The organism is Mycobacterium sp. 1165178.9 (assembly GCF_001673555.1).
In the GTDB taxonomy this organism is placed as follows: Bacteria; Actinomycetota; Actinomycetes; order Mycobacteriales; family Mycobacteriaceae; genus Mycobacterium.
The window spans coordinates 1-26,539 of sequence record NZ_LZMB01000517.1; the positions used below are offsets into that span (position 1 = coordinate 1).

29 protein-coding genes and 1 pseudogene are annotated in these 26,539 nt (G+C 65.7%); 16 read left to right on the plus strand and 14 right to left on the minus strand.

Going from position 1 to position 26,539, the window contains the following annotated elements; translation table 11 throughout:
- The coding region (locus A5652_RS27835; RefSeq protein WP_156745479.1) for an FAD-dependent oxidoreductase at positions 1-101 on the minus strand (101 nt) is incomplete at its 3' end.
- 294 nt (positions 102-395) lie between these two features.
- On the opposite strand from A5652_RS27835, the gene A5652_RS21970 reads away from it, so the two are divergent.
- Both A5652_RS21970 and A5652_RS21975 read left to right on the plus strand, forming a co-directional pair.
- Positions 396-2,063, plus strand: coding sequence for a nitrite/sulfite reductase (locus A5652_RS21970; protein WP_067356693.1), 1,668 nt, complete (start codon positions 396-398; stop codon positions 2,061-2,063).
- A 7-nt stretch (positions 2,064-2,070) separates the two neighbouring features.
- Positions 2,071-2,787: a sirohydrochlorin chelatase gene (locus A5652_RS21975; protein ID WP_067356696.1), complete on the plus strand. Its 717-nt coding sequence runs from the start codon at positions 2,071-2,073 to the stop codon at positions 2,785-2,787.
- Here A5652_RS21975 and A5652_RS21980 read toward each other — a convergent pair.
- Positions 2,751-3,734 (minus strand): LysR family transcriptional regulator, encoded by a 984-nt coding sequence (locus A5652_RS21980; RefSeq protein WP_067356699.1) that lies wholly within the window; start codon positions 3,732-3,734, stop codon positions 2,751-2,753. The genes A5652_RS21975 and A5652_RS21980 overlap by 37 nt on opposite strands.
- A gap of 288 nt (positions 3,735-4,022) precedes the next feature.
- Here A5652_RS21980 and fdxA point away from each other — a divergent pair, with 288 nt between their 5' ends.
- Positions 4,023-4,349, plus strand: a complete 327-nt coding sequence (gene fdxA / locus A5652_RS21985; RefSeq protein WP_067356702.1) for a ferredoxin — start codon at positions 4,023-4,025, stop codon at positions 4,347-4,349.
- 26 nt (positions 4,350-4,375) lie between these two features.
- Positions 4,376-5,668 carry an alpha/beta hydrolase gene (locus tag A5652_RS21990; protein ID WP_067356705.1) on the plus strand — a complete coding sequence of 431 codons (1,293 nt, stop codon included), beginning with the start codon at positions 4,376-4,378 and terminating at the stop codon, positions 5,666-5,668.
- 3 nt (positions 5,669-5,671) lie between these two features.
- Here A5652_RS21990 and A5652_RS21995 read toward each other — a convergent pair whose 3' ends face one another.
- Together A5652_RS21995 and A5652_RS22000 are read right to left on the minus strand one after the other, a co-directional pair.
- Complete coding sequence (locus A5652_RS21995; protein WP_067356708.1) at positions 5,672-6,151, minus strand: hypothetical protein; 480 nt, start codon at positions 6,149-6,151, stop codon at positions 5,672-5,674.
- 36 nt (positions 6,152-6,187) lie between these two features.
- Positions 6,188-6,622 (minus strand): protease inhibitor I42 family protein, encoded by a 435-nt coding sequence (locus A5652_RS22000; protein WP_067356711.1) that lies wholly within the window; start codon positions 6,620-6,622, stop codon positions 6,188-6,190.
- A 101-nt stretch (positions 6,623-6,723) separates the two neighbouring features.
- On the opposite strand from A5652_RS22000, the gene A5652_RS22005 reads away from it, so the two are divergent.
- The 5 genes from A5652_RS22005 to A5652_RS22025 all read left to right on the plus strand — a co-directional run bounded on the left by A5652_RS22005 (position 6,724) and on the right by A5652_RS22025 (position 13,124).
- Complete coding sequence (locus tag A5652_RS22005; RefSeq protein WP_067356712.1) at positions 6,724-8,328, plus strand: Na+/H+ antiporter; 1,605 nt, start codon at positions 6,724-6,726, stop codon at positions 8,326-8,328.
- Positions 8,329-8,361: 33 nt separating this feature from the next.
- Entirely contained in the window at positions 8,362-9,552 is a 1,191-nt protein-coding gene (locus tag A5652_RS22010) for an AAA family ATPase (protein ID WP_067356714.1), read from the plus strand.
- A 188-nt stretch (positions 9,553-9,740) separates the two neighbouring features.
- Positions 9,741-10,373 (plus strand): TetR/AcrR family transcriptional regulator, encoded by a 633-nt coding sequence (locus A5652_RS22015; protein WP_067356717.1) that lies wholly within the window; start codon positions 9,741-9,743, stop codon positions 10,371-10,373.
- Positions 10,366-11,889: an FAD-dependent monooxygenase gene (locus tag A5652_RS22020; RefSeq protein WP_067356720.1), complete on the plus strand. Its 1,524-nt coding sequence runs from the start codon at positions 10,366-10,368 to the stop codon at positions 11,887-11,889. Before A5652_RS22015 ends, A5652_RS22020 begins: the two co-directional genes overlap by 8 nt.
- An 89-nt stretch (positions 11,890-11,978) precedes the next feature.
- Positions 11,979-13,124, plus strand: coding sequence for a glycosyltransferase (locus A5652_RS22025; protein ID WP_067356723.1), 1,146 nt, complete (start codon positions 11,979-11,981; stop codon positions 13,122-13,124).
- Positions 13,125-13,126: 2 nt separating this feature from the next.
- Here A5652_RS22025 and A5652_RS22030 read toward each other — a convergent pair whose 3' ends face one another.
- Positions 13,127-13,495, minus strand: coding sequence for a hypothetical protein (locus A5652_RS22030; RefSeq protein ID WP_232001313.1), 369 nt, complete (start codon positions 13,493-13,495; stop codon positions 13,127-13,129).
- A gap of 89 nt (positions 13,496-13,584) precedes the next feature.
- Positions 13,585-14,436, minus strand: a complete 852-nt coding sequence (locus A5652_RS22035; protein ID WP_156745480.1) for a hypothetical protein — start codon at positions 14,434-14,436, stop codon at positions 13,585-13,587.
- Between the two features lie 330 nt (positions 14,437-14,766).
- Between A5652_RS22035 and A5652_RS22040 the strand changes: the two genes are divergently transcribed.
- Positions 14,767-15,621, plus strand: a complete 855-nt coding sequence (locus A5652_RS22040) for a sulfurtransferase (RefSeq protein ID WP_067356734.1) — start codon at positions 14,767-14,769, stop codon at positions 15,619-15,621.
- Positions 15,622-15,624: 3 nt separating this feature from the next.
- Here the strand turns inward: A5652_RS22040 and A5652_RS22050 are convergent, their stop codons facing one another.
- Positions 15,625-16,533 carry a hypothetical protein gene (locus A5652_RS22050; RefSeq protein ID WP_082984016.1) on the minus strand — a complete coding sequence of 303 codons (909 nt, stop codon included), beginning with the start codon at positions 16,531-16,533 and terminating at the stop codon, positions 15,625-15,627.
- Positions 16,534-16,702: 169 nt separating this feature from the next.
- On the opposite strand from A5652_RS22050, the gene A5652_RS22055 reads away from it, so the two are divergent.
- Positions 16,703-17,485 carry an SDR family NAD(P)-dependent oxidoreductase gene (locus A5652_RS22055; protein WP_067356740.1) on the plus strand — a complete coding sequence of 261 codons (783 nt, stop codon included), beginning with the start codon at positions 16,703-16,705 and terminating at the stop codon, positions 17,483-17,485.
- Between the two features lie 43 nt (positions 17,486-17,528).
- Positions 17,529-18,254: a hypothetical protein gene (locus A5652_RS22060; RefSeq protein WP_067356795.1), complete on the plus strand. Its 726-nt coding sequence runs from the start codon at positions 17,529-17,531 to the stop codon at positions 18,252-18,254.
- Between the two features lie 12 nt (positions 18,255-18,266).
- Here A5652_RS22060 and A5652_RS22065 read toward each other — a convergent pair whose 3' ends face one another.
- The 3 genes from A5652_RS22065 to A5652_RS22075 are packed head-to-tail and all read right to left on the minus strand — an operon-like array spanning position 18,267 to position 20,541.
- Positions 18,267-18,680, minus strand: a complete 414-nt coding sequence (locus A5652_RS22065) for an ArsI/CadI family heavy metal resistance metalloenzyme (RefSeq protein ID WP_067356744.1) — start codon at positions 18,678-18,680, stop codon at positions 18,267-18,269.
- A 2-nt stretch (positions 18,681-18,682) separates the two neighbouring features.
- Positions 18,683-20,185, minus strand: a complete 1,503-nt coding sequence (arsB, locus tag A5652_RS22070; protein WP_197514057.1) for an ACR3 family arsenite efflux transporter — start codon at positions 20,183-20,185, stop codon at positions 18,683-18,685.
- Entirely contained in the window at positions 20,182-20,541 is a 360-nt protein-coding gene (locus A5652_RS22075) for a helix-turn-helix transcriptional regulator (RefSeq protein WP_067356750.1), read from the minus strand. Before A5652_RS22075 ends, arsB begins: the two co-directional genes overlap by 4 nt.
- Positions 20,542-20,666: 125 nt before the next feature.
- Between A5652_RS22075 and A5652_RS22080 the strand changes: the two genes are divergently transcribed.
- Positions 20,667-21,194: a lipoprotein LpqH gene (locus A5652_RS22080; RefSeq protein ID WP_067356754.1), complete on the plus strand. Its 528-nt coding sequence runs from the start codon at positions 20,667-20,669 to the stop codon at positions 21,192-21,194.
- 42 nt (positions 21,195-21,236) lie between these two features.
- Entirely contained in the window at positions 21,237-22,226 is a 990-nt protein-coding gene (locus A5652_RS22085) for an alpha/beta fold hydrolase (protein ID WP_067356757.1), read from the plus strand.
- A gap of 87 nt (positions 22,227-22,313) precedes the next feature.
- On the opposite strand, the gene A5652_RS22090 is transcribed toward A5652_RS22085, so the two are convergent.
- Both A5652_RS22090 and A5652_RS22095 read right to left on the minus strand, forming a co-directional pair.
- Complete coding sequence (locus A5652_RS22090; RefSeq protein WP_067356766.1) at positions 22,314-23,516, minus strand: cytochrome P450; 1,203 nt, start codon at positions 23,514-23,516, stop codon at positions 22,314-22,316.
- A gap of 15 nt (positions 23,517-23,531) precedes the next feature.
- Complete coding sequence (locus A5652_RS22095; protein ID WP_067356769.1) at positions 23,532-24,182, minus strand: TetR/AcrR family transcriptional regulator; 651 nt, start codon at positions 24,180-24,182, stop codon at positions 23,532-23,534.
- Positions 24,183-24,287: 105 nt separating this feature from the next.
- On the opposite strand from A5652_RS22095, the gene A5652_RS28985 reads away from it, so the two are divergent.
- Entirely contained in the window at positions 24,288-24,416 is a 129-nt protein-coding gene (locus A5652_RS28985; protein WP_255361857.1) for a hypothetical protein, read from the plus strand.
- The gene (locus A5652_RS22100; RefSeq protein ID WP_067356773.1) at positions 24,413-25,186 is read left to right on the plus strand and encodes a spirocyclase AveC family protein; all 774 of its coding nucleotides are present in this window, start codon (positions 24,413-24,415) and stop codon (positions 25,184-25,186) included. Before A5652_RS28985 ends, A5652_RS22100 begins: the two co-directional genes overlap by 4 nt.
- 129 nt (positions 25,187-25,315) lie before the next feature.
- On the opposite strand, the gene A5652_RS22105 is transcribed toward A5652_RS22100, so the two are convergent.
- Positions 25,316-26,290 (minus strand): LLM class flavin-dependent oxidoreductase, encoded by a 975-nt coding sequence (locus A5652_RS22105; RefSeq protein WP_067356776.1) that lies wholly within the window; start codon positions 26,288-26,290, stop codon positions 25,316-25,318.
- Positions 26,291-26,335: 45 nt separating this feature from the next.
- Positions 26,336-26,449, minus strand: a pseudogene (locus A5652_RS28750) (dihydrodipicolinate reductase); the annotation flags it as partial.
- Positions 26,450-26,539: the final 90 nt, after the last annotated feature.

The window sequence follows — 26,539 nt, forward strand, 5'->3', positions numbered from 1 at the left end:
ACCGCCGGTGCCAACTGCGCCCGCGCCGCATACAACGCCGCGGTATACCCAGCAGGACCCGAACCAATAACGATCACATCGTGGACGTCGGAGGAGCTCATAGGCGGCCACACTACTGCGAATCCGGTAAGCGCCGACCCCATCCCGCTGGCCGCCAAGGCAACGAAGTGAAGCAGCGCACACAACGCCCAGTTGTGCCTTCACAACTGATGACCTCTACTGACGCCGTCGCAAGTGGTGCACCATGGAAATCGCGACCCCGTGGGTCCAACGACGAACCTCGCGGGTGCCCACACACCCAACTTCATCGCGATGCCGCGGCCCGACAGCCCGCCCCGCGGCCGCAAATCGGCCCAATCTGAGGCCAGATCCGCCATAAGGAACGAGAACGCCACATGACCACCGCACGTCCCGTCAAGACCCGCAACGACGGTCAGTGGGCGCTGGGCGATCGCGAACCGCTCAACCACGCCGAGCAATTCAAGAACGACGACGCGCCGCTCAACGTGCGCGAGCGCATCATCAACATCTACTCGAAACAGGGCTTCGACAGCATCGCCAAGGACGACCTGCGCGGGCGGTTCCGCTGGATGGGCCTTTACACCCAGCGTGAGCAGGGCTACGACGGCAGCTGGACCGGCGACGAGAACACCGACAAGATCGAAGCCAAGTACTTCATGATGCGGGTCCGCTCCGACGGCAAGGCGATGACCGCGCACACGATGCGCACGCTGGGCCAGATTTCGACCGAATTCGCCCGCGACACCGCCGACATCAGCGACCGGGAGAATCTGCAGCTGCACTGGGTCCGGATCGAGGACGTGCCCGAGATCTGGCGGCGGCTCGACTCGGTGGGCCTGCAGACCACCGAGGCCTGCGGTGACTGCCCGCGCGGCATCCACGGTTCGCCGCTCGCCGGCGACTCGCTCGACGAAATCCTCGATCCGTCACCGGCGATCGACGAGATCGTGCGACGCTCGCTGAACAACCCCGAGTACGCCAACCTGCCGCGCAAGTACAAGACCGCGGTCTCCGGGCTGCAGGACGTCTCCCACGAGACCCATGACATCGCGTTCGTCGGCGTCAACCACCCCGAGCACGGCCCCGGCCTGGACCTGTGGGTCGGCGGCGGCCTGTCCACCAACCCGATGCTGGCCCAGCGGCTGGGCGTGTGGGTCCCACTGGACGAGGTCGCCGACGTCTGGGAGGGCGTCACCCGGCTGTTCCGCGACTACGGCTACCGGCGGCTGCGCGCCAAGGCCCGGCTGAAGTTCCTGGTCAAGGACTGGGGCGTGGAGAAATTCCGCGAAGTCCTGGAGACCGAGTACATGAACCGCCGCTTGATCGATGGGCCGGCGCCCGCGCCGGTCAAGCACACCATCGACCACGTCGGGGTGCAGCGGATAAAGAACGGCCTGAACGCCGTGGGCGTCGCGCCGATCGTCGGGCGCGTATCGGGCACCACCTTGTCGGCCGTGGCCGACCTGATGGAGAAGGCCGGCTCCGATCGGGCGCGGTGGACGCCGTTCCAGAAACTGGTCATTCTCGACGTTGCCGACGACAAGGTCGACGAGCTGGTCGCGGGGCTGGAAGCGCTCGGGCTGCCGTCGCGGCCGTCGTCATGGCGCAAGAACACCATGGCGTGCACCGGAATCGAGTACTGCAAGCTGTCGTTCGCCGAAACCCGGGTGCGGGCACAGACTTTGGTGCCCGAGCTGGAGCAGCGCCTGGCCGACGTCGATTCCAGGCTCAACCTGCCGATCAGCGTGCACCTCAACGGATGCCCGAACTCGTGCGCCCGAATCCAAGTGGCCGACATCGGGTTCAAGGGCCAGTGGATCGACGACGGCGAGGGCAACTCGGTCGAGGGCTTCCAGGTTCACCTCGGCGGCGGCCTGGGCGAGCAGAGCGGCTTCGGCCGAAAACTGCGCCAGCACAAGGTCACCAGCGCCGAACTGGGCGACTACATCGACCGGGTGACGCGCAAGTACCTCGACGGTCGCCAGGACGGCGAGGCCTTCGCCACCTGGGCGCTGCGCGCCGACGAGGACGAATTGCGCTGAGGCAGCGATGAACACACTGGTACTCACCGCACATGGCAGCCGCGACCCCCGGTCGGGCGCCAACGCCGCGGCCGTGGCCGACCGCCTGGCGGCGATGCGGCCTGGCCTCGACGTGCGGCTGGCGTTCCTCGAGCTCAATACGCCGGGCTTCGCCGACGTGGTGGCCGGGTTGCCGGACAGCCGCCGCGCGGTGGTGGCCCCCTTGCTGCTCGCCAGCGCCTATCACGCGCGCCTGGACATCCCCAACCAGATCGCCGACGCCGGCGCCCAGGGCATTCGGCAGGCCGACGTGCTCGGCGAAGACGAGCGGTTGGTCGCCGTGCTGCGCGAACGACTCGTCGAGGCCGGGGTTTCCCCGCTCGACAACGATCTCGGGGTGATGGTCGTCGCGATCGGTTCGTCGAACCTCGCCGCCAATGCGCGCACTTCGAAGGTGGCGGCCAGGCTGGCCGCCGGCACCCAATGGGCCGGGGCCACAACGGCGTTCGCCACCCGGCCCGAGGCATCGGTGGCCCGCGCCGCCGATCAGCTGCGCCGCTGCGGCGCGCGCCGGCTCGTCATCGCGCCGTGGTTCTTAGCCCCGGGCCTCATCACCGACGGCGTGTCAAACTTCGCCCGCGACAACGGCATTCCGATGTCGGCACCGCTGGGCGCTCACCAGCTGGTGGCCGAGACGGTGCTCGACCGCTACGACGAAGCCTTTGCCGAGGACGCTGCTGCCTGAGCTTTCGACGCCGCCGCACGGCTGAGAATGTGGCTGAGCAGGTCGCGGATGGCGCCCGGCGGCGGGGTGCGCCCGCCGATCCAGATGGCCCGAAACTTGCGGCGTAAGTCCAACTTCGGGATGTTCACCGCGTGGAGGCGACCGTCGGCCAGGTCGTCGGCGACGGCTAGTCGGCTCATGGTCGCCGGTCCCGCGCCGGCGAGCACCGCGGCGCGCATGGCCGCCGCCGAGGTTAATTCCAGCACGGGTTCGGCTTGTTCCATGTCCTCGCCGAGCACCTTGCGCAAGGCGGCCGTCAGCGAATCGCGGATGCCCGAATGGAGTTCACGGGCCACCAGCGGCGTCTGCGCGAGCTCGCGTGCCGTCACCACCCGCCCCCGTCGCGCCCACTTGTGGTCGGGCGCAACCACGATCACCAGCTCGTCCTCCCCCACCACACAGCTACCCAAACCCTTTGGCGTACCTGGGTTTTCGACGAAACCGAGGTCGGCGCTACCGTCGCGGACCGCGGCGATCGCATGGTCGCTGTTGGTGGCGGTCAGAATCACCTGGGGCGCAGTATCGCCGCGCCGCGTCGCCTCGGCCTGCAGCGATAGCAGCCAGTGCGGCATGAGTTGTTCGGAGATCGTCTGGCTGGCCGCCACCCGGATGCGTTCGCGGCCTTCCTTTCGGAGAGAACCCAGGCCCGCATCGACCTCACCGGCGACCTCGAGCAGGCGGGTCGCCCAATCCGCGACGATCAGGCCAGCGGGCGTCAGTTGCGAGCCCCGCGTGGTCCGGACGGCCAGGGTGACGCCGATCTGGGCCTCCATCGTGGCGAGCCGCCGGGATATCGCTTGCTGGGTCAGCCCGAGCTCGCGCGCGGCCCGGCCGAGGCTGCCGGTCTCGGCGATCGCCAAAAACGCCTCGAACGAGGCGAGGTCGGGCAACCGAGGGCTCAGCGGCATGGGCGGCAGCTCACAATCAAATCGTGTGACACAACTATAGCTTGTGACACCACAACGCCAAACCTCTACTCAGGCAGCGCCCGAGCCGTAACGATGGGACGCATGAGGCGCGCAGTCGACCAGGTTCAGAACCAGCAGTCTGGGCCCCGCTTTTTTGCGGGCTACCGAATGCTTCAACCAAGAGGCCGGTAGCCTCCGCGCGCGCCGTCGCGCTAAATTAGCCAGCCAGACCATATTTGACTGCTCGCAGCCGGCTGACCCCGCTAGCCAGAAGGAAGGACATCACTCGTGGCCTACGTGATCGCCGAACCCTGTGTCGACATCAAAGACAAGGCGTGCATCGAGGAATGCCCCGTCGACTGCATCTACGAGGGTGCTCGGATGCTCTACATCCACCCTGACGAGTGTGTCGACTGCGGTGCCTGCGAACCGGTGTGTCCGGTCGAGTCCATCTTCTACGAAGACGACCTGCCCGACGAGCACAGCCAATACCTGCAGATCAATGCCGATTTCTTCAGCGAGCTCGGCTCGCCAGGGGGCGCGGCGAAGGTCGGGCTGACCGAGAACGACCCGGCCCCGGTCAAGGAGCTGGAGAGCCGAGCAGAGGCGTCGTAGCCTCACCCGTTTCGTAAGGTGAGGCAATGCGGATAGCTCGAATCCTCCACGTCATCCGGCAAATGGGGTCGCTGGCCGTCACGGCCACGACGGCGGCGTCCACCATCAACGCCTACCGGCCGTTGGCGCGTCGCGGATATCCCTCCCTGTTCTCGTGGATGTTTGGGCTGGTCGTCACCGAATTGCCGCTGCAAACGCTGCTCACCCAACTCAGTGGATTGGCGTTGACCGGCCGCCGCCTAAACAAGCCCGTGCGAATATCCGCTTGGATTGTCGGCGCCCTCTCCGGGCTGGGCCTGCTGAACCTCGGCCGCGCGGGCCATCGGGCCAATGTGCCCCTGTCCGAGGCGCTGGACAGCGGGCTGGGGGCGGACCGGCTCACCGAGTCGGGAGGCCTGTGGCGGCGGCCGTCCGGCGGTGGCACCGCCAAGACCCCGGGGCTGGTGCGAATGCTGCGGATCTACCGCGACTACGCCCACGACTCCGACATCAGCTACGGCGAATACGGCAGCGCCAACCACCTCGACATCTGGCGACGGCCCGACCTCGATCCGGCCGGCAAGGCACCGGTGCTCTTCCAGATCCCCGGCGGCGCCTGGACGACGGGAAACAAACGCGGACAGGCTCATCCGTTGATGAGCCACCTCGCCGAACTGGGCTGGGTCTGCGTGGCGGCCAACTACCGGCACAGCCCACGCAACACCTGGCCCGACCACATCGTCGACGTCAAGCGCGCCCTCGCCTGGGTCAAGGAGCACATCGCCGAATACGGGGGCGACCCCGACTTCGTCGTCATCACCGGCGGTTCGGCCGGCGGCCACCTCACGGCGCTGGCCGCGCTGACGCAGAATGACCCGCAGTTTCAGCCGGGATTCGAGGACGCCGACACCCGGGTGCAGGCGGCGGTCCCGCTCTACGGCATCTACGACTTCACCCGGTTCGACAAGACGCTGCATCCGATGATGCCGGCGCTGCTGATCAAGTCGATCATCAAGCAAAAGCCATCCACACATCTGCAGACGTTCGAGGCTGCGTCACCGGTCAACCATGTGCGCGCCGACGCTCCCCCGTTCTTCGTCCTGCATGGCACCAACGACTCGCTGGCCTACGTCGAGCAGGCCCGCATGTTCGTCGAACGACTCCGGCAGGTCAGCGCGCAACCAGTGGTGTACGCCGAATTACCGCTCACCCAACACGCTTTCGACATCTTCGGCTCGGTCCGCGCCGCCCACACCGCGGTGGCCATCGAGCAATTCCTCGCCGAGATCTACGCCGCGCACCTGCGGGCTGACGTCGTTGCGGCTCCCGAGGTGTCCTAAACGCTAGGACTTCGGACGCACCCCCGCGGCGCGGTACACGAACACGGGTTCGACCGGAAAACGCAGTGTCGTCCCGGGTAGGGCTGCCAGCACCTCGCCGGGAATTCGCTTCTTGTAGTTGAGCCTCATCGAGCCGCTGAAAGCGGCGTCGACTCCACGAAGGTCGATGTCAACGCCGAGGCCCTTCTCGGTGATGGTGACCCGACCCGGCCCGAAGTCGGTGTCCCACGGGCAGTCGATGGACCGCAGGTTGGCGTCACCGCGCGCGGGAAAAGTGGCCACGATTCGGGCGGCAGTGAACGCGAACCCACCCGTATACCGCGAGACGCCGGCGGCCGAATACACCCCGGGCACATGGCCACTGAAGTGCCGGACCACCCCCACCCGCCCGGCGCTGAAGATGATTCCCTCGGCTTCGAGTTCCTCACGCAGCGGGGCGGGCAGCTGGCCGATCTGGGACAAGTTGCGAAGGAATCCGAACACGTCCGAACCGTAGCCTCGCGACGGGTGTCCCGCAGCTTATTGCACCGTCACGGTCAGCGTGTAGGTGCACGCCGGTTTGGCGTCCTTGCCCACGAAGCTCGTGTAGGACGTGCTGGCGGCGGTGGTGCCCGGTTTCAGGGCCGAAAACGTCCACTCTTCGTTGCCCGGCGCCCCCAGCGCGTCAGACGTCGGCGGGACGAACTCGTGGCTGAGCTGCTTGATGATCGACGCATCGCCGATCTTGGTGTCGGGGTTCCACCGGTATGGGGTGGTGTAATTCGACCCCAGCTCCACCACCAGGGTGTTGCCGACGGAGAGGGTGATGTCCTGCTTGATCTCGCTCTGCGTCAGCACCTCGTTCATGGGGACCTGGAGCGTTTTGGTCGACGGGGGGTTCCTGGACGCGAAGTGGCAGCCCACCACGGTCGACAACATCAGCACGGCGACTGTTACCAGCAGCCTGACCCTCACCAGATCCCCCTTCGATTTCCCGCCCCGGAGCCTAATAGGTCTGACCCAGACCGAAGATAGGCGACGACGCCGCCGATCGTCGCGTCCGGCAGGATGGGCTGGTGTTTGGCCTCGAACTGATCGTCGCCCTGGTGTCCACCGTCATCGTCGGGACGGTCATCGGCCGGCGCTATCGCGTCGGTCCCCCGGTGTTGCTGATCTTTTTGGGCGTCCTGCTGGGACTGATTCCCCACTTCGCGCACATCAAGGTCAACGGCGAGATCGTGCTGCTGCTGTTTCTTCCGGCGATCCTCTACTGGGAGGGCCTCAACACTAGCTTCCGCGAGATCCGTGCCAACGCGCGCATCATCGTGTTTCTCAGCATCGTCCTGGTGATCGCCACCGCGGTAGCGGTGTCGTGGACGGCGCGGGCGCTGGGCATGAATTCACACGCCGCCGGCGTCCTGGGCGCGGTGTTGTCGCCCACCGACGCCGCCGCGGTGGCCGGTCTCGCCAAGAAGCTGCCACGCCGATCGCTGACCGTGCTGAAGGCCGAGAGTCTCATCAACGACGGCACGGCCCTGGTGCTGTTCGCCGTCAGCGTCAACGTCGCGATCGGTGGGTCGAGGATCACCCCACCCGAGGTGACCGTCCGGTTCATCGTCTCCTACCTCGGCGGGATCGCGGCCGGTCTGCTGGTCGGTGGAGCGGTGGCGCTGCTGCGCAAGCGAATCGACGCCCCGCAGGAGGAAGGAGCGTTGAGCCTGGTGACGCCGTTCGCGGCCTTCCTGCTGGCCCAATCGATGGACTGCAGCGGAGTGGTCGCGGTGATGGTGTCGGCGCTGGTCCTCGCCTACGCCAGCCCGTTGGTTATCCGGGCCCGGTCCCGGCTGCAGGCCTTCGCCTTCTGGGACATCGCGACATTTCTGCTCAACGGCTCGTTGTGGGTGTTCGTCGGTGTCCAGATCCCGGGAGCGCTGCGCGGCATCGTGGGCGTCGACGGCGGGGTCCGGCACGCCGTGTTCGTGGCGCTGGTGATCACCGGCGTGGTGATCGTCTCGCGCATCTTCTGGGGCGAAATCACCACGCTGCTGATTCGACTCATCGACCGCCGCCAGGTGCAACGCGAACGCCGGATCAATTGGCGCCAGCGCTTCGTCACCGCCTGGGCGGGATTCCGTGGTGCCGTATCGCTGGCGGCGGCGTTGGCCGTGCCGATGACAACACTGAGCGGCGCACCGTTCCCCGATCGCAGCATGCTGATCTTCGTCGTGGTCGTCGTCATCCTGGTGACCGTCCTGGTCCAGGGCAGCACGCTGCCCGCCGTCGTTCGGTGGGCGAACATGCCCGAAGACGCGACCCACGCCCAGGAATTGCATCTGGCGCGCTGCCGGGGGTCGCAAGCCGCCCTCGAAGCGCTGCCCACGGTCGCCGACGAAGTCGGCATCGGCGACGACCTGAGGCGGCGGCTGCAAAAGGAATACGAGGAAAAGGCGGCGCTGGTGCTGGCCACCGAGAACGCTGAACCAAACACCCGCATTCTCAAGGGCCGGGAGAAGGTCCGGCGGGTGCGTCTGGGCGTGCTCGAACACAAGCGCCGGGAAATCACTTCGCTGCGCAATCAAAACCTGATCGACGACATCGTGTTGCGCGAGTTGCAGAACGAGATGGATCTCGAGGAAGTGCAGCTGCTCGCCGCCGCTGCCGACGAAGACGAGGACGAATAGGGCCCGTCGGTGGCCGACCGTACAGTCGGCGCCATGCTGCACACCGTCGCGATCCGTGGCTATCGCTCGCTGCGCGAGGTGATCCTGCCCCTGGGTCGTCTATCGGTGATCACCGGCGCCAACGGCGCCGGCAAATCCTCGCTGTATCGCGCGCTGCGCCTGCTGGCCGACTGCGGCCGCGGCGAGGTCATCGGGTCGCTCGCCCGCGAGGGCGGGTTGCAATCGGTGCTGTGGGCCGGTCCCGAGCAGCTAGCCGGCGCTCGACGCTCCGGGAAGGCCGAGGGCACCGTGCACACCCGGCCCGTTTCACTCGAAATGGGCTTCGCCGCAGATGATTTCGGCTATCTGGTGGATTTGGGCATGCCACAGTCGGCCGGAAAGTCGGTGTTCGCCCGCGATCCGGAGATCAAACGGGAAGTGCTGTTCGCCGGTCCCGTGCTGCGGTCCAGTACGACGCTGGTGCGCCGGTCGCGCGTCTTCGCCGAGGCCAGCGCGGACTCCGGCAGCGGTTTCGACGAATTGTCCCGATCCCTGCCGTCCTACCACAGCGTGCTCGCCGAATACGCCCACCCGCACGCGCTTCCCGAGCTCGCCGCCGTGCGAGAACGGCTGCGCGGCTGGCGGTTCTACGACGGCTTCCGAGTCGACGCGGGAGCGCCCGCGCGGCACCCGCAGGTGGGCACCCGCACCCCGGTGCTCTCCGACGACGGCAGTGACCTGGCGGCCGCGATCCAGACGATCCTCGAGTCGGGATTCGACGACCTGAACCGCGCCGTGGCCGAGGCATTCGACGGTGCCACCGTCTCGGTCGCCATCCATGACGGGTTGTTCGACCTCCAACTGCGGCAACGCGGCATGCTGCGCGCGTTGCGATCGGCCGAATTATCCGACGGCACACTGCGTTTCCTGCTGTGGGCCGCGGCCCTGTTGAGCCCGCAACCGCCCTCCCTGATGGTGCTCAACGAACCGGAAACCTCGCTGCACCCCGACCTGGTTGCACCGCTGGCGTCGCTGATCCGCACCACCGCCGCCAAGACGCAAGTCGTGGTGGTCACCCATTCCCGGTCGCTGCTCGACTTTCTCGATACGACGCCGGTCGCAGACATAGAGGACGCCACCGAAGGCCAGGCCGTCGAGATCGAGCTGTTCAAGGACTGGGGCGAAACACGCATCAGCGGCCAGACTTTGATGACGACGCCCCGGTGGGATTGGGGCACTCGCTAGTCGCTCTTGGCTTCGCCGCCGGTGCTGACCGTCGCCGCGAATCCTGCCGTCGAGCGTGCATCCTGGGCGGCCCTGCCCGGCGTGTCGCCGCCGTAGCTGCACACTCAACGCCATGTACGCACATTCACCACAAGATTGCCCGTCAGGCAATCTTGCCCAGTAGGCAAGTTTGGCGTACGTTGGTCGGCATGACCGGGCTCCGTGAGCGCAAGAAGGCCGACACCCGGCGCGCGCTCAGTGATGCCGCGCTGCGGCTGGCTTTCGAACGCGGTCTGGAAAACGTGACGCGGGAAGACGTCGCCAACATGGCCGGCGTCTCGCTGCGCACGTTCAATAACTACTTCAGCGGCAAGTACGAGGCGCTCGCCTACCGGCAAGCCGAACGCGTGCGACGCAGCGTTGCCGTGCTGCGACAGCGCCCTTCGGACGAACCGCTGTGGACCGCCCTCACCCATGCCGTGCTGGAACCCTTGGAAGAGGACTTCGGCGACGTGTATGGCGAGGAGAACCGCGCGCCCAGCCGGCAAGAGCTTGTCGAGGTCCGAAGGCTGGTCATGCACCCACAGGTGCGGAACTCGGTGCCACACAACCTGTTCGACGAGTTGCTCCACGTGATCGCCGAACGTACGGCGACCGACCCCGACCGCGACCTGTACCCACGATTGGTGATGTCCGTCGTACGCGCCGTCGGTGATGCCGCCGCCGACGCCTATGTGCGGGCCGACCCGCCGGTGGCCATCACCACGCTGATCCGCGAGGGCTTCGCCGCCGTCAGCGCTGGGCTACCCGAACCTGCCAGGGAGAAGGCGCGCCATGACTGACGAACATTCCGACGTCGTCATCGCCGGCGCGGGGCCCAACGGGCTGCTGCTCGCGTGCGAGCTGGGGCTGACTGGGATCAGGCCCGTCGTGCTCGACGTCCTGCCGGGACCCAGCTCCGAGCCGAAAGCCAACGGCCTTGTCGGACAGATCATCCGGCTGCTCGACATGCGCGGGCTGTATCAGACCTTCGCCGGTGACGACGCGCCTCCACGCCCAAACCCTGGATGGATTTTCGCGGCCATGGGGCTGAACTTCTCGGAGGTGACCGACAACCCGATGTATGTGCTGGCCATGCAGCAGCCCCGGTTGGTGCGGCTGCTGGAAAAGCGGGCCCGCGACCTCGGGGTTGATCTGCGTTGGGGCCATGGACTCGTCGACATCGAACAGAACACGGAATCGGTTGCGCTGACGGTCTCGTCGCCCGAGCGCGAGTACACCATCGCCGCCGGCTACGCCGTCGGCGCCGACGGTGGCCGCAGCCTGGTCCGCAAGAGGCTCGGCATCGACTTTCCCGGCTTCACATCGCCAATGGTCGCCCGGCTGGCTCACGTGCATATCCCCGACGAGCTCCACCGAGCCTACAGCCGTATCGAAATTCCAGGATTCGGACTGCTTCCCTTCGGCCACAGCCGCTTTGACCGGGGCGGGATCATCTACGCCGAATTCGAGCCGGGCCGATCGCTGCTCGGGACCCTCGAGTTCGGCCCTCCAGTCCCCGACGTTCCCATGACTTTGACCGAACTCCGCGACAGCGCACGGCGCGTTCTCGGCGTCGACATCCCGTTCGAGGAGCCGAAAGACGCAGGGCCGCACGCCCTTCGCCGGATCAACGGGCAAAACACCCGCCACGCCGAGCGCTACCGTGATGGCCGAGTCCTGCTGCTCGGTGACGCCGCGCACGTGCATAGCCCATTGGGCGGCCCGGGCTTGAATCTGGGCCTGCAAGACACCATGAACCTGGGCTGGAAGCTGGCGGCCGCGGTCAACGGCACGGCCCCGGCCGGATTGCTCGACACCTACCAGTCCGAGCGTTACCCGGTGGGTCAGCGCGTGATGATGCACTCGCTGGCGCAGCTCGCCCTCATGGCGCCGGGGCCCGAGGTCGCCGCACTGCGAACGTTGTTGGGCGAGCTCCTCACGTTCCCCGCCGCGCAAAGGCACATGGCAGCGCTGCTGGCCGGCGCCGACGTGCCGTATGACGTCGGCGACGATCACCCGCTGTCGGGCTGGCTCGTGCCTGACCTGACGCTTGATGACGGTCGACGGGTCGCCGAACTACTCCACGATGGCCGCCCAGTTCTGCTCGACCTTGACGGAGGCTTCGCGGACACGGCGCGTGGCTGGGCAGATCGAGTCGACACCGTCAGCGCGAGCATCGCTGGCGGACCCGCCGAGGCGATGCTGATTCGCCCCGATGGATACGTCGCCTGGGCGGCCGACGAACTCGGCTCGTCTCAGGAAGCGGCCCTACGTGCGGCGCTACAGCGCTGGTTCGGGCCGCAGACGGACGGATAACGGCGCACCGAAGTGAAGTTCACACAGAGTTCAGGCACGCGACGGTTCAGCATTGATGGGTGCACACGCGCACCGCGTGTCCTCACGTTATGCGCGTTGTACAGGTCGCCAATTTCTACGGCCCTCGCTCCGGCGGCCTCCGCACCGCGATCGACCGGCTGGGCGCGGAATATTGCGCCGCGGGGCACGAAGTCTTCTTGATCGTTCCCGGCCAGCACGCTGAGCGCGCCCAGCTGTACACCGGCGTCGTGCGAATCACCCTGCCGGCCCGCCTGATTCCCTTGACCGGTGGTTATCGTGCGGTGATGCCGGGCCCGGTGAAGGCGCTGCTGGCCGCGCTGCGACCCGACGCATTGGAGGTTTCGGATCGCCTCACCCTGCGATCACTGGGGCGGTGGGGCCGTGACTTCGGCGCCACGACGGTGATGATCTCCCATGAGCGTTTGGATCGCCTTGTCGGACAGATCCTTCCGCGAAGGGCCGCACAAAGGTTCGCCGACGTGGCCAACGCGCGCACCGCCGCGAACTATGACACCATCGTGTGCACCACCGGTTTCGCGCGCGAGGAATTCGACCGCATCGGCGCCGACAACACCGTCACGGTGCCGCTTGGTGTGGACCTGCAGACGTTTCACCCGCGCCACCACTCCTATTTGGTGCGCGAGCAGTGGGCCGCGCCAACGCAGATGCTGCTGGTCCACTGCGGGCGACTGTCGGTGGAAAAGCGCGTCGACCGCAGCATCGACGCGCTCGGCGAGCTGTACCACGCCGGTGTCGACGCGCGACTGGTGGTCGTGGGCGAGGGTCCATTGCGGTCCAGGCTGGAGCGACAGGCCGCGCGGCTGCCGATCGACTTCACCGGTTTCGTCTCCGATCGCAACACGGTGGCGCAGCTCCTGGCGTCGGCCGATGTGACGCTGGCGCCTGGCCCGCACGAGACTTTTGGGCTGGCCGCGCTCGAATCGCTGGCGTGCGGAACCCCAGCCGTGGTCTCACGCACGTCGGCGCTCAACGAGATCATCACCCCGGACAGCGGCGCGTCGGCCGACAATGACCCAGCCGCCATCGCAAAAGCGGTCAGCGCCATCGTCAGTCGCCCCGAACGCCAGCGGCGCATCTCTGCGCGACGTCGCGCCGAGGACTTTACCTGGCATCGCGCCGCGACCGGCATGCTGGCGTCCTTGGGCGCACCGGCATTCGACGACCCGCGCGGCGATTCCGAGCAGACCGCATAGGGTCAGAAGTCCGAGGCCGCCCACGTCCCCGGCGGGTACGGCGGAACTTGTCCGGCGAAGGCGCCATCGGTAAGCGCGCAGAGGGTGTCGGAGATGGTTTCGGCGTTCGCTAGGACCTTGGGCTTTGCGCCTGGCTCGACATGGGCGATCACCGCCCGCCAGGAGTAGCCGATTCCGCCGTGTTCGTACCAGAGGAACCAGTCGCCGCCGTGATTGCCCGCGCGAATCAGGCGCCGAAACGGCGCGTTTGGATCGCTGACCGAATCGCCGGAATTGAATGGAGCCCCGATATCGGCCATCGGCGGCAGGAGTTTGACGAGCTCAGGCGGCACTTGAGCGATGTGCTGCACTTCCTGCACGGGAGTCGTCAAGGCACACTTGACGTTTGGCATCGCGGCGGCCGGTTGCGCCAATGCGACAGCGGATGCGGCGCCTATGAGGACCAAGGTAGGGGCCCGTGTCACGATGTGCCGTCCATACTCGAGGACACCTTCGCCCCAACGACGACGTCGAGCGCGCTGAGGACGCCGGGTTGCGCCGCGCAGACCGAAGGGATCGCGTTCAGCACGCGGGCAGCGGTAGCCGTCGAGCCGGGCAAGTCTCCGCCGTTGAGGGCGAAATCAAGCTGTATCGGCGGCTCCCCGTCGATCGTGATCCGGGTCAATCGGCGAACGGCACTACCCGCCGCGATGGCGGGCTGCCAGTCTTCTACCGGTTCATCGGGCATCGACCAGATCGACGAGAACTGCACGCGCGGTTCACCGTTCACGACGCCCTCGAATCGCATCCGCACGCTGGCTATCGTGCCGGCGGGAATTTCGCCGGCAGCGAAGCTGTAGCGACGTTCGGCGAGGGCGACATCGCGATGCTCATGGACCCCGTCCACGGCCCACCCGAGCCCCTGACCCAGGAGTCGCAACGGCGGCGCGATATGGCCGATCATCGCCCCCGCAGGGAAGAGCTCGGCATCTTGTTCTAGGCTGCGCCCAAAGCCCATCATCGCGAAGAATCCCGGGACCCGATAGGCGCCGCAGGGAATGCGTTCTTGAATAACCACTTTCGCCGGCCGATCGGTCATACTTGCCGCGTGCACGGCGAGGATGTCGCTGGTAATGCCGGTAGCGAACAATGAACTCCTGCCTCGATGGCACGCCTCGTCGAGCCGCTCACGCGCTGAGTCCTCGAGCGACGGCGGATGGAACAGCGCCAAGAAGGACGGCGTGACGACATTCTTTCCGCTTGCCAGGAACGCACACAAGTCGTCTACGACTTCGTTGCTGTCCCGACCGGATGCTGTGGCGAAGTAGGTCACGCAGTCAGCGTCAACCGCGAGAAAATCCTCTAGACTGCCGACGGTCTCAACGCCGGCTGCGCATTCGCCAACCAGGTCGCCCGAATCTCGGCCGACCTTGTCACGACCATGCACCAGGTGCGCAACCAGGTCGAGATGCGGTGACCGAAGGATTTTTCGCAGCGCGATTGACCCGGTATAACCGGTGCCCACGTGCGCCACACGATATTTTGCGCCCACTGCGGCTCCTGTTTGCTCTGCTGCCCATCAGCACACTACGTCACCCTTTGCTGGAAAGAGACGCTTTCAACCAGGCGATTAGGCTCGCTGCAGGCCGACAAGGAGGATCCGTTGGGAGCACGCAGTCAGGTATTGATTACCGCCGCCGAGTTGGCGAACATCATTCAAGCCGGCGATCCGGTGACCATCCTGGACGTGCGGTGGAGAATCGATGCTCCCGATGGGCGGCCGGCCTACCTCGAGGGTCACATTCCGGGCGCCGTGTACGTTTCGCTCGACGATGACCTCAGCGACCACGCGATCTCCGGCAGGGGCCGTCATCCGCTGCCGTCGGGACGCGACGTGCAGACCGCGGCGCGTCGCTGGGGAATCCGGCAGGGCGCATTGGTCGTCGTGTACGACGACTGGAATCGTGCCGGTTCGGCACGAGCGTGGTGGGTGCTGACCGCGGCCGGACTGGATAACGTACGCATTCTGGATGGCGGCTTGGCCGCGTGGCGATCGGCAGGAAATAGCCTGGAGACCGGGCCGGTCGATCCAACGCCCGGGAATGTGACTGTGCCGCACGATGATCTGTATGCGGGAAGCCGAAGCACGCTGACGGCCGACCGAGTCGCCGAAGACACTGTAACGTTGCTTGATGCGCGCGCACCGGAACGCTACCGCGGCGACGTCGAACCTCTCGATCCCGTCGCGGGCCATATTCCCGGCGCGAAAAATCTTCCCAGCGGCTCGGTTCTGGCGGCCGACGGCACCTTCCTCGACGACGACTCACTGGCACAACTGTTGTCCGATCGCGCAATCGAACGTCACGACGCGGTGGCGGCCTACTGCGGCTCTGGCGTCACCGCCACGGTCACGATCGCCGCGCTGGCAGCGATGGGCCGGGAGGCCGCGTTGTATCCGGGGTCGTGGTCGGAGTGGAGCTCGGATCCCGACCATCCGGTGGAACGCGGTGCCGAGTAGCAGTCAGTGACCAGTCCAACTCTGTAGAAAAGCCGCAGTTACCCGGGCGGCGTTCTTTGCGGCAATTGCCTTGTAGCAGAAGAATTGGAACGGAAAGCCCGGTAGGCGAAGCGGATCGCCGGGTCCGTCCGTGATGCACCGGATGCCAATGAACGGGACACCATGGGTATCGACGACGGCCTGCGCGGCCGCAGTCTCCATATCCGTCGCGTCGAAGGCGGGGTCTGACGTCGATACGATATTCACGTTGCTGATCAGGCCGCTTCTCAGCCAGGGGGCCGCCGCCCGGAAAAAGTTGCCGGAGTATAGAAATGAACGGCCGGGTGCGCTGCGGGGCTGGCAGCCAAAAACGCTGCCGCCGTGTGGGATGCATGGGAATGCCACGCCGTTGTTGTTGTCCCAGCTGCATCCGTCGCCGCCGGCGAACACCTGCGGCCGGTGTCGCAGCGTGATGCGCCCGGCAACATTTTCCAATGCGACGGAGAGCTTCTCGGCCGTGGCGAGCATCCCGGGATCAACCGAATGAAACGTCGTGCCGCCATCCAATGTCCACCGTGCCGGTATCGCCACATCCGCGATGCTGGTGCGGCCGCCCCCGCCGGCGACGCCCGAAAACACCACTGCACCAATCGTAATGGTGGACCCACTAGCGAAGCGGTCGAAGGCGGCCTCGGTGGTGTCGGCGGCGTTCGTCAGGCCGATGCCGGTCATCGCCACGATCACCTTCTTGCCGCTTATCGAACCAAGGTAGAAGCGCCGACGACCAGCGACGACCACCGGATCGGGATCGAGCGTAGTGTGGGACAGCACCGCGTCGGCTTCGCCCGGAAAAGCGGACAACACCAGCGTGCGCCGCTCGCCGCGATCCGCACCACCACCGCCCACCGACACAGTAAACGCCACGATGAGCATGGCCCGGAAGGGCTCACGCAGATGACATTTGTTTCACGCAACAGGAAATATGCGCGACCTCGGCCGCCTATGACACCGCATCGAGATCTTCCTAAGATGACATGATGCTCGACCTTGCCGAACGAATCCGCGCGGTTCGAAATATGCGTGCCCGCAGACTGACTGCGTTATGACCGGCCGACTCGACGGCAAGGTCGCGATCATCACCGGCGCCAGTAGCGGCCTGGGACCGGTACTGGGCTCGCTGTTCGTCCATGAAGGCGCGAAGGTGTTGCTGGCGGCACGGCGAGCGGAGCTGGTCCAAGCCGCCGCGCAAGCGGCCGGTCCCGGCGCCCTCGCGATGCGCGCCGATGTGACCGATGAGAACGACGTCGCGGCGATGGTGGGGCGGGCCGTCGACGAGTTCGGTCACGTCGACATCTTGTGCAACAACGCCGCCGCGCCCGGGCAGGACCGCTGGATCTGGGAGCAAACGCTGGACAACTGGAACGCCACCATCGCCATCGACGTCACCGCCGCGATGCTGTGCACCCGCGAAGTTCTCAACCAGTCGATGCTGCAGCGCCGCCGCGGCGTCATCCTGAATTTCTCCTCCACGGTCAGTTACGCGGGCATGGTCCGCAAGACGCACTATGTCACCGCCAAGGCGTCACTGCGGGCGTTCACCAAGGCCGTCGCCCTTGAGGTCGGCCCGCACGGCATCCGGTGCAATTGCATTGTGCCGGGGGCCATCGACACCGAGCTGTGGCGCAACTGGTTGCAACGCACCGCTGACGAGCAAGGCGTCGACGCCGAAAAGGTTCGCACCAGGCAACTCAAAAGCGTTGCTCTGCAGGACATCTCCTCACCCGAGGACGTCGCCAACCTGGCGTTGTTCCTCGCCAGCGACGAAAGCCGCACCATCACGGGCCAATCGATTCCCGTCGATGCCGGGGGGTACATGCAGGGATGAGCGCGCGGGCCACACTGCCTCCCACCACCGGGGGCTGCGCGTGATACGCGTCAGGGCGGGCATATTCAGCCTGACCGCCGCGCCGCCGAACGACGACGGCAGTTATCTACGCTGGCACCTGCTGGATCACATGCCCGAGCAATACCAGCTGCCCGGCATCGTGCACGGGTTGCGCTGGATCGCTGACGGCGATTATCCCGACCACCGCCTGGCCGCCAATGGACCCCTCGGTGACATCGGCAACGCGGTGCACTACCTGGTCGGCGATCCGGTCGAGCAGACCTTCGATGACTTCGTCACCCTAGGGCGCGCGTTACGCGACAACGGTCGCTTCCCGGTAGTGCGACCGTCGCTGCAAGTGGCCGGTCTGCGCCTCCTGCAGTGGCAATCCTCGCCGTACGCGCTGGTGGCGCCCGAAGTGGTGCCGTTTCGGCCGCATCGGGGCATCGTGCTGATCGTGGAGGAACCCACCGAGGGCCGGCCGGACGACTGGCTGCGGTGGCTGCATGCCGAGCACTACCCCGCCCTGCTCGCGACTCCGGGTACGGCCGGCGCGTGGACCTTCGGCTCCAGCCCGGGGTGGAGCCACCTCCCCCGCGGCTGGCGGACCGATCACCAGTACGTCACCGTCGTCTACCTCGACGAGGATCCGTTGACCACCATCGGTGCGCTGGCGCCGCTCATCGAAGAGCGTTGGCGTTCAACGGCGGTGCGCCCGGTATTCGCCGGCCCGCTGCGCACCATGATCAGTTGGGAAGCCTGGCCGTAGGCTGCGATGTTCCTATGAGGCGCAGCAGGTGCACTCCGATTGGTCGGCGGGTCCGAATGTCTCGGAATCAGCCTTCACTGTGTAAATTTCCCAACGTTCACCGCCCGGACCGCTGACCCAGACTTTGTCCTGTGTCGCGAAGCAACATGTCGTGTCGATCTCTTCGTCGGTCGGCAGGCCGACTTCGGCAAGCCGTTGGCTTTCGCTATGCACGCTGTCGCTGGAGGCGACCTCGACGCCAAGGTGGTTGAGGCTGCCGCCGTGGCCGGGATTCTCCAGCAACACCAATTTCAGCGGCGGCTGGTTGACGACGAAATTGGCGTAGCCGGGCTTGACCTTGGCCGGTTCGACGTCGAAAAGTTTAGTGTAGAACGCAATTGCCTCGTCGAGGTTGTCGACGTTGAGGGCGAGTTGGACACGCGACATGGTTACCTTCCTTTCGCGGCGGGTATCTCGATTGTCATCGTGGTCCCGAGCAGTTCCTCGATGAGGGCACGGACATGCTCGGCGATGTCCTCGCGAACGGCGCGTACCGTCTCGACCGGCTGACCGGAGGGATCGCGCAGGCGCCAATCTCGGTACGAGACGCCTGGGAAGTACGGGCAGGTATCACCGCAGCCCATCGTGATCACCACGTCACTGCGCTGGACCGCGTCGGCGGTGAGAACTTTCGGGGCGCCGGCGATGTCGATCCCCCATTCGGCCATCACCGCCGCCGCGGCCGGATTGATCTGGTCGGCGGGCTCCGTTCCGGCGGAGCGCACTTCGATGCGGTCGCCGGCCAGATGACTCAACAGCGCAGCCGCCATTTGCGAACGGCCGGCATTGTGCACGCAGACGAACAGGACGCTAGGCCGGTCGGCGCCGGAATTCCCGGCCTCGTCAAAGAGCCGCGGTCGCAGGGCCAGGGAGACGTACACCAGTGCGACCAGGATCGGGACTTCGATAAGCGGTCCGACCACACCGGCCAGGGCCTGGCTCGACGCGGCGCCGTAGGTGGCGATCGCCACCGCAATCGCGAGTTCAAAGTTGTTGCCGGCGGCCGTGAACGCCATGGTGGTGGTGCGGGGGTATCCCAATCGCAACAGGATTCCCAGCGCATAGCCCCCGCCCCACATGATCGCGAAATACACCAGGAGTGGCAGCGCGATGCGCGCGACATCCCATGGCCGGGAGGTGATCTGGTGACCTTGCAACGCGAATAGGACGACGATGGTGCACAGCAACCCATACAGCGCCCAGGGCCCGACTCGCGGCAGGAACCGACTCTCATACCAATTTCGGCCTTTGGCACGTTCACCGAGACGCCGTGACAGGTACCCGGCCAACAGCGGGATGCCAAGGAAGATGAGCACGGATTTCGCGATCTTCCAAGCGGATACATCGATGCCGGTCGTGCTCAGCCCCAACCAACCCGGCAGCACCGACAGATAGAACCAGCCGAGGGCGGCGAACATGACGACCTGGAAAATCGAGTTGAGCGCGACCAGAACCGCGGCGGCTTCGCGGTCGCCGCGCGCGAGGTCGTTCCAGATGATGACCATGGCGATGCAGCGCGCCAAACCCACGATGATGAGCCCGGTGCGGTATCCCGGCAGATCCGCCAGCATCAACCAGGCCAATGCGAACATCACAGCTGGTCCGATTAGCCAGTTCAGCACCACCGAGGCCACCATGAGCCTGCGGTCACCGGTGACGCTGCCGAGCTTGTCGTAGCGCACTTTGGCCAACACCGGGTACATCATCACCAGCAGGCCAATCGCGATGGGCAACGAGATACCGTCGACCTCAACCGCGCTCACCGCCCGTCCCAGGCCAGGGACCGTCCGGTCGAGCAACAGGCCTCCAGCCATGGCGATCCCGATCCATGCAGGCAGAAACCGATTTAACGTCGACAGCCGGGCGCCCACCGCCGTGTCAGGCGAGCTCATGACCCGCATTCCGCGGTCATCGGCGCGTCGATGCTCAATACCGACGAAAGTTGTTGCAATGCCGCGGAAACCGCCCAGTAGTACACCCATGTGCCGCGCCGTTCGCAGTCCAACAGCCCCGCCAACCGTAGCGTCTTGAGGTGGTGGGAGATCGTCGGTTGTGAGACGTCGAACGTCTGGGAGATCTCGCAGACGCAGGCCTGGCCACCGGGGTGGCTCGCGATCAGACTCAACAATCGCAGCCGCACCGGATCGCTGAGGGCCTTGAACATCGCCGCCAACTCCGCTGCCTGCGGCTCGGCCAAGGCGGCCGTCCCCAATGCCGGGCAGCACTCCGATCCCGCTGGATTCGACATCCATCTATATAAACACATATCGAATCAAAGCACCAGCCGTGGAGTTTCATCTGTCTCCCCGTTTTAGTCAGGCAGGGGAAACGAACTGGTCCTATAGTCGTGACGTCCTATTCCGAGGGGGTTCCATGACAGATCCCGGCAATCGCCGCTGCCGACGAGGGGTTTTGGGTGCGGCCGCCGCGCTCGGCTTGGTGGCGTTGGGGGTCTGCCTGCCGAGCTGTTCCAGCAAGGGGGATCACCCCGCGGCCGCCTCGAGTTCGGGACCGCCGTTGGCAAGCACGACCGTCATGATCGACGGGAACAGGCACACGATCATCGCCGCGGTGGACTGCACCCGATCGGCGGCGCAGCCCAGCGCGTCGCCCCCTGAATCCGGTGACCTCACCACCCGAATCAGCGTGCACGACGATAACGCGTCGGTTTCGTTGGCCATCTCCGATGAACAGCCGCCCAGCATCGACGCCTTCGGCATTTCGCTCAAGCTGGACAACGGCCAGTACCAGTTGCCTTACCAGGGAACCAAATCACCGACTCAGGTCCAAGCGACCAAGGTCGGCAAGGGCTACACGGTGACGGGGACCGGCCAAGCGACCACGCCCGGCCAAAGTGGCTTGCGGGATGTGACTTTTGGAATCCACGTGACGTGCCCGTAAGCACGTATTGTCTGTCGCGACGCCCTCTGCGATGCTGACAGCTTGGACATCTTCGCGCAGTGGCAAGACGGCGGCTCCGAACTTCGTTGGCGTTCGACAACCGCGGCCAACGACGACCAAGAAGTCGCGGTGTTCAGTCGCCGGTGCGGCACTCCCGGTGCGCCTGCATTGGTGTTGGTGCACGGCTTTCCGACCAGCAGCATCGACTATTTCGCGCTAGTCGGTGAACTGGGCGCGGACTTCGACATCTTCTTGCTGGACTTCCCCGGCTATGGACTTTCCGACAAACCTCCCGAGCCCTATGTGTACTCGCTCTACGACGACGCGCGCCTGCTCGCCCATGCGATCACTCAGGTATGGGGGCTCACCGAATACCGCATGCTCACCCACGACCGCGGCAGCAGCGTCGGCATGATCGCGGTAAGCATGCTGGCCGCACAAGAGCCGCCGGCAGTACCCGCCGACCTGATTTTGACCAACGCCAACATCTACCTTCCGCTGTCCAACCTCACCGCCTTTCAGACCGCGCTGCTGGACCCCGCGACAGCACGGGCGACCGCGGCAGCCACGACGCCGGAACTGCTGGCGGCGGGCATGGGCGCGAGCACGTTCATGCCGCGACGCACGCTGGAAGACCCGGAGATCGCCGCGTTGGCCAAATGCTTCGCCCACAACGACGGAGTCCGCGTTCTGCCCGACACCATTGCATATCTCCACGAGCGCGCCGCAGGCGAAACCAGTTGGCTGGAAGCGCTTTCCACGAGCGAGGTCGACACGACGGTGGTGTGGGGTATCCACGACAACGTGTCGCCGTTGCGAGTCCCCAATTATGTCTGGCAGACGTACCTGCGGACCAAGCCGGGCCGCAACCGGTACTGGGTGCTGCCCGGCGCCGACCACTACCTACAGTGCGACGCACCGAAGCAACTAGCCCAGATCGTGCGCCTCACCGCGCGAGGTGAGGACATTCCGTTGCAGACGTTGGGGAATCAGCCCGATGGCGCGCTGTTGGTGGACCAAAACAGCACCTAGCCGCGCTCCTTGGGACGAGTGTGCGGCTAGCCGCACTTTGGGGTTCGAGTGTGCGGCCAGCTTCACACTCGACACGAAAAGCCCGCGCTACCCCACGACGACCGGCAGGCGTGCCCAGCCACGCACGCTCGCGGTATGCGCCCGTTGGGCGTTCGCGTAATCGACCTCCCAGTCCGGCCAACGCTTCAACACCTCTTCGAAGGCCACCCGCGCCTCCAATCTGGCCAGCGCCGAGCCAAGGCAGAAATGCAGGCCCTGCCCGAAGCTGAGATGGCTTCCGCGGCGGTGGATGTCGTAGCGATCCGCATCCGGGAAGTGGCTCTCGTCGCGGTTGGCAGAGGCGTTCAACAGCAGCATGAATGACCCCTCGGGTACCTTGCGGCCGTAGTGCTCGGCATCGCGCGCGACGTAGCGGGCCTGCACCGGTGACGGCGGCTCGTATCGCAGCGTCTCCTCGATCGCGCCGGGGATCAGCGACGGGTTCGCGACCAGCTCGCGGCGTTGATCCGGATGATCCGACAGCAGTTGTCCCATGAAACCGATTAGGCGAGCGGTGGTTTCGTTGCCGGCGCCGGCGATCATTGCGGTGTACGCGAGCACCTCGGTTCGCGACAATGGACGACGCGTGCCGTCCGGCTCATCGATCTCGGCCCGCAACAGTTCGGTCATGAGGTCGTCGGACGGATGATCGGCCCGCCATTCGATGTACTCGGCGAACAGGGCGATGGAATTCGCGAACACATTCGCATCTACCGCGGCCGGGTCGGCTTCCCTGGACAATTCGATGTTGGCGACGCTGCGGTCGCGGATCTTCTCTTGATCAGCCTCGGGAATGCCCAGGAGGTACCCGATGGTCCGCATCGGCATCATCGCGCCGAGGTCTGCGATGAAATCGAAACCGTTCCCGCCGACCAGGGGGTCAAGTTCGCCAACACAGAACCCGCGCACCAAATCCTCCACGGCGAGCATGCGCCGGGGCGTGAAAACCCGGGACAGCAGTTTGCGGTGCAGATCATGCAGCGGAGGATCCTCGAACAGCAGGATACCCGGGGGCACTTCGATGTTCGCGAACAAGATGTCGGCGGTAGTGCCTCGGCCGGAGCGGTATGTCTCCCAGTTCGGCAGTTCGCGCACCACATCGTCGTATCGACTCAGCGCGTAGAAGTTGTACTTCTCGTTGTAGTACAACGGTGCTTCTTCGCGCATCCGCTTCCACACCGGATACGGGTCCGAGTCGATCTCGACGTCGAACGGGTCGTAATACAACTCGATGGCGCTGGGGCTTGTCATGGTCGGATGCCTAACTCAGTCGTTGCGGTGCAAGAAGCCGTGCAAGAGGGCTTGAACGAGTTCCTCAACGATCACCTCCCGGGGCGGTGGTTCGTTCCCGAAGTAGGTCGAACGCAGTGCGGCCATACCCGCGATCATCGAGACCGTCGAGTGGGCCGGCAGGTCAGGGTGGTCAGAACGCAACCCGCGCAATTGCATGCCCTCGACGCTGATTTGGCCCAACACCGTGACCGCCCTGCGGATCTCGGCGATGCCGGCATCCTCCTTTTCCTCGTCGCTCAGATTTTCGGCCGCCATCAAGGTCAACAGCAGACCCTGATGTTCAACGAACACGTCGTAGAGTTGCGACACGAAAAGCCGGGTCAGCTCCTCTTCGTCGGTGTCCTCGGGGTCCACCAACTGCCAGGTTGCCCCGAATTCGTCGACGAAGCTCACGAACGGCACGACGAGCGCCTCGCGGAACAGCGCCGCCTTCGACCCGAAGTTGCGGAACAGCAGGTGTTCGGTGACGCCGGCGGCCTGCGCGATCTCACGTGTCGTGGTGCTGCGATAGTCCTGGCCGGCAAACAGCGCCCGGGCCGCGTCGAGCAGCAGTCTGCGCGGCTCGCCACGAGGCCGACGCGCCACCGTCGCCGGTATCGGCTGCTTGGCTACGCGCTGGGGCACCGTTGTCCACTCCTATCGAACGGTCGACCGCCTTGGGATAGTATCCGCTATCTACATAGGATAGTATCCACTACCTTAAAGTTGAAATCATTGAAGGGTGACACCATGGGCGCTGTCATCATGCTCGGCACATTGTTCGGCCTGATCATCCTGATTTTCGGGCTGGTACTGCGCTTCGATCCCGAGGCGCGGCGCGCGTCGAGCGACGAGGGCCGCCAGCGAGCGCCCGAATGACGCCGGTGATGGCCGGGGCTCAGTACTTCTCCTACGGCGCGAGCATCGCGTTCCTGATCATCGGGATCTATCTGAGCTACCGTCGCCGCCGCATCCACCCGCTGTTGCTTCTTGGCATCTCGGCGATCTCGTTCTCCTGGATCGAGGCACCGTACGACTGGGCGATGTACGCACAGTTTCCGCCCGCACTGCCCCGCATGCCGTCCTGGTGGCCATTGAACGTGACGTGGGGAGGGTTGCCGTTAGCGGTGCCGATCGGCTACGTCTCGTACTTCATCATTCCCGCCGCGACCGGGGCTGCTCTCGGGCGGTGGCTCAGTGCAAAGTTCAACTGGCGCAGGCCGATTACGCTGCTCGTGGTCGGCCTGGTCGTCGGTTTCTGTTGGGCATTGTTTTTCAATGCCTACACCGGGGCCCAGCTCGGGAACTTCTATTACGGCTACGTGATTCCCGGGCTCGCGATCTTCGAGGGCACCAAGCACCAGTACCCGCTCTACGACTCGCTGGCCATGGGCATCCAGATGATGCTCTTCACCTATCTGCTCGGGCGCACCGATGCCGAAGGACGCAACGTCATCGACATGTGGGCCGACAAGCGATCAAAGAGCCGGGGGCAGTCTGCGGTGCTCTCGATCGTGGCCGTCATCGTCATCGGACATCTGGTGTATGGCGCGGTCTTTGCGCCGCACCTCATAACGAAGCTGGGCGGCTATGTCACCGCGGGCCCCACCGAGCAGCTGTACCCGGGCGTACCGAACCAACCCCGCTAGCCGGCCTACGGCCGGCGACCGGAATGGTGTGTGCCGGTGGTGAATCGGGATGTCGCGCACACGCTGCTGCGGGCGCTCGCCGACGGCGTCACCTCCCACCTCGTCGATCGGTTCGGCGAGGAGTAGCGGTCAGCCGAGCGCCTCGGGCAGCACGACCTCGCCCACGCGCTTGAGGTAGGGCCACGCGATATCGGGTGGCAGGCCGCCGCACAGCGGCGACAGGTTGAGCACCTGGCCGGCCTTGACGCGCGAGATCGCCTCGGGCACTGGAATGATCACGTGCGACGTCCCCGTCTCCCGCAGCTCGTCGACGGTGTTCACGTGGCTGAAGCCGGCCGTCGTCTCGTCCCCGGGATTCCACGCCGCGTAGCTGCGCACGTCGTGCAGCAGGTGCTCGCCGATCTCCTTCCACGCCTGATCCACGTCGTCGGCGACGAAAACGACCGAGGGGGTGTTGCGGTCGGGAAACATGGTCGGGCCGGGCTCATGGCCATGCTCGCGGCACGCCTCTTCGTAGGCCTCCTGCATGCCTGGTGCGTTGGCGTTGCCCAGCATGCCCAGGCCGTACCGGCCGGCCCGCCGGGCGGCAGCCAGCGTTCCCCCACCCCACATCAGTCCGGGCCCGCCGGGAGTCAGCGGGCGGGGTGTCACGGTGATCCGCCGTCCGTCTTCGACGACGGTTTCACCGGCGAGCAGCCGCCGCAGCAGCGCGAGTTTCTCGTCGCAGACGCGGCCGCGCTTCTTGATCGGCACGCCGAAGTGCTCGAACTCCTCGGGCCGGTAGCCGAGCGCCAGGATGTAGGAGGCCCGCCCGTTGCTGATGATGTCGAGGACCGCCATGTCCTCGGCGAGGCGCACGGCTTCGTAGAACGGGAGGATCAGGATCAGGCTCAGCGCCAGCCGCTGGGTTCGCGCAGCCACCGCTGAGGCCAGCAGGAAGGGTGACGGCAGGTAGCCATCCTCGGACCCGTGGTGTTCACAGAGGACTGCCGCCAGGCCGCCGTGTTCTTCGGCCCAGGCCGACATGTCGGGTGCCGCGGCGTACAGATCGGCCGGGGGCGCCGCCCATTCGGGATCGCGCATGTCAAAGCGCAGTGTGTACACGGCTGACTCCTAGCTGGCCTAATCTTTGCGACGTACGTTACACGTTCAGTCGAAGGCGTAAAGCGGGAGAGTCGTCGGGAGGTCCAGCGGGCTCAGTAGGCCTGGGGGCGCCTCGACAACGTACGGGATCGCATTGACGACGCGCATAGCCGTCGACGCCGATGTCGAACCTGAAGAACATCAGCGGCCGCCGGGTTTTGGCCGAGTTGGCCGGCCTTTGAGCGACAAACGCGGTCCCGAATTGGCGCT

Bases quoted from the DNA above. Each gene is read 5' to 3' on its own strand.
- A5652_RS21970 (WP_067356693.1), top strand. From the start codon at position 396: ATGACCACCGCACGTCCCGTCAAGACCCGCAACGACGGTCAGTGGGCG.
- A5652_RS21975 (WP_067356696.1), top strand. From the start codon at position 2,071: ATGAACACACTGGTACTCACCGCACATGGCAGCCGCGACCCCCGGTCG.
- A5652_RS21980 (WP_067356699.1), bottom strand. From the start codon at position 3,734: ATGCCGCTGAGCCCTCGGTTGCCCGACCTCGCCTCGTTCGAGGCGTTT.
- A5652_RS21990 (WP_067356705.1), top strand. From the start codon at position 4,376: ATGCGGATAGCTCGAATCCTCCACGTCATCCGGCAAATGGGGTCGCTG.
- A5652_RS22010 (WP_067356714.1), top strand. From the start codon at position 8,362: ATGCTGCACACCGTCGCGATCCGTGGCTATCGCTCGCTGCGCGAGGTG.
- A5652_RS22015 (WP_067356717.1), top strand. From the start codon at position 9,741: ATGACCGGGCTCCGTGAGCGCAAGAAGGCCGACACCCGGCGCGCGCTC.
- A5652_RS22020 (WP_067356720.1), top strand. From the start codon at position 10,366: ATGACTGACGAACATTCCGACGTCGTCATCGCCGGCGCGGGGCCCAAC.
- A5652_RS22025 (WP_067356723.1), top strand. From the start codon at position 11,979: ATGCGCGTTGTACAGGTCGCCAATTTCTACGGCCCTCGCTCCGGCGGC.
- A5652_RS22050 (WP_082984016.1), bottom strand. From the start codon at position 16,533: ATGCTCATCGTGGCGTTTACTGTGTCGGTGGGCGGTGGTGGTGCGGAT.
- A5652_RS22055 (WP_067356740.1), top strand. From the start codon at position 16,703: ATGACCGGCCGACTCGACGGCAAGGTCGCGATCATCACCGGCGCCAGT.
- A5652_RS22065 (WP_067356744.1), bottom strand. From the start codon at position 18,680: ATGTCGCGTGTCCAACTCGCCCTCAACGTCGACAACCTCGACGAGGCA.
- arsB (WP_197514057.1), bottom strand. From the start codon at position 20,185: ATGAGCTCGCCTGACACGGCGGTGGGCGCCCGGCTGTCGACGTTAAAT.
- A5652_RS22075 (WP_067356750.1), bottom strand. From the start codon at position 20,541: ATGTCGAATCCAGCGGGATCGGAGTGCTGCCCGGCATTGGGGACGGCC.
- A5652_RS22080 (WP_067356754.1), top strand. From the start codon at position 20,667: ATGACAGATCCCGGCAATCGCCGCTGCCGACGAGGGGTTTTGGGTGCG.
- A5652_RS22090 (WP_067356766.1), bottom strand. From the start codon at position 23,516: ATGACAAGCCCCAGCGCCATCGAGTTGTATTACGACCCGTTCGACGTC.
- A5652_RS28985 (WP_255361857.1), top strand. From the start codon at position 24,288: ATGGGCGCTGTCATCATGCTCGGCACATTGTTCGGCCTGATCATCCTG.
- A5652_RS22100 (WP_067356773.1), top strand. From the start codon at position 24,413: ATGACGCCGGTGATGGCCGGGGCTCAGTACTTCTCCTACGGCGCGAGC.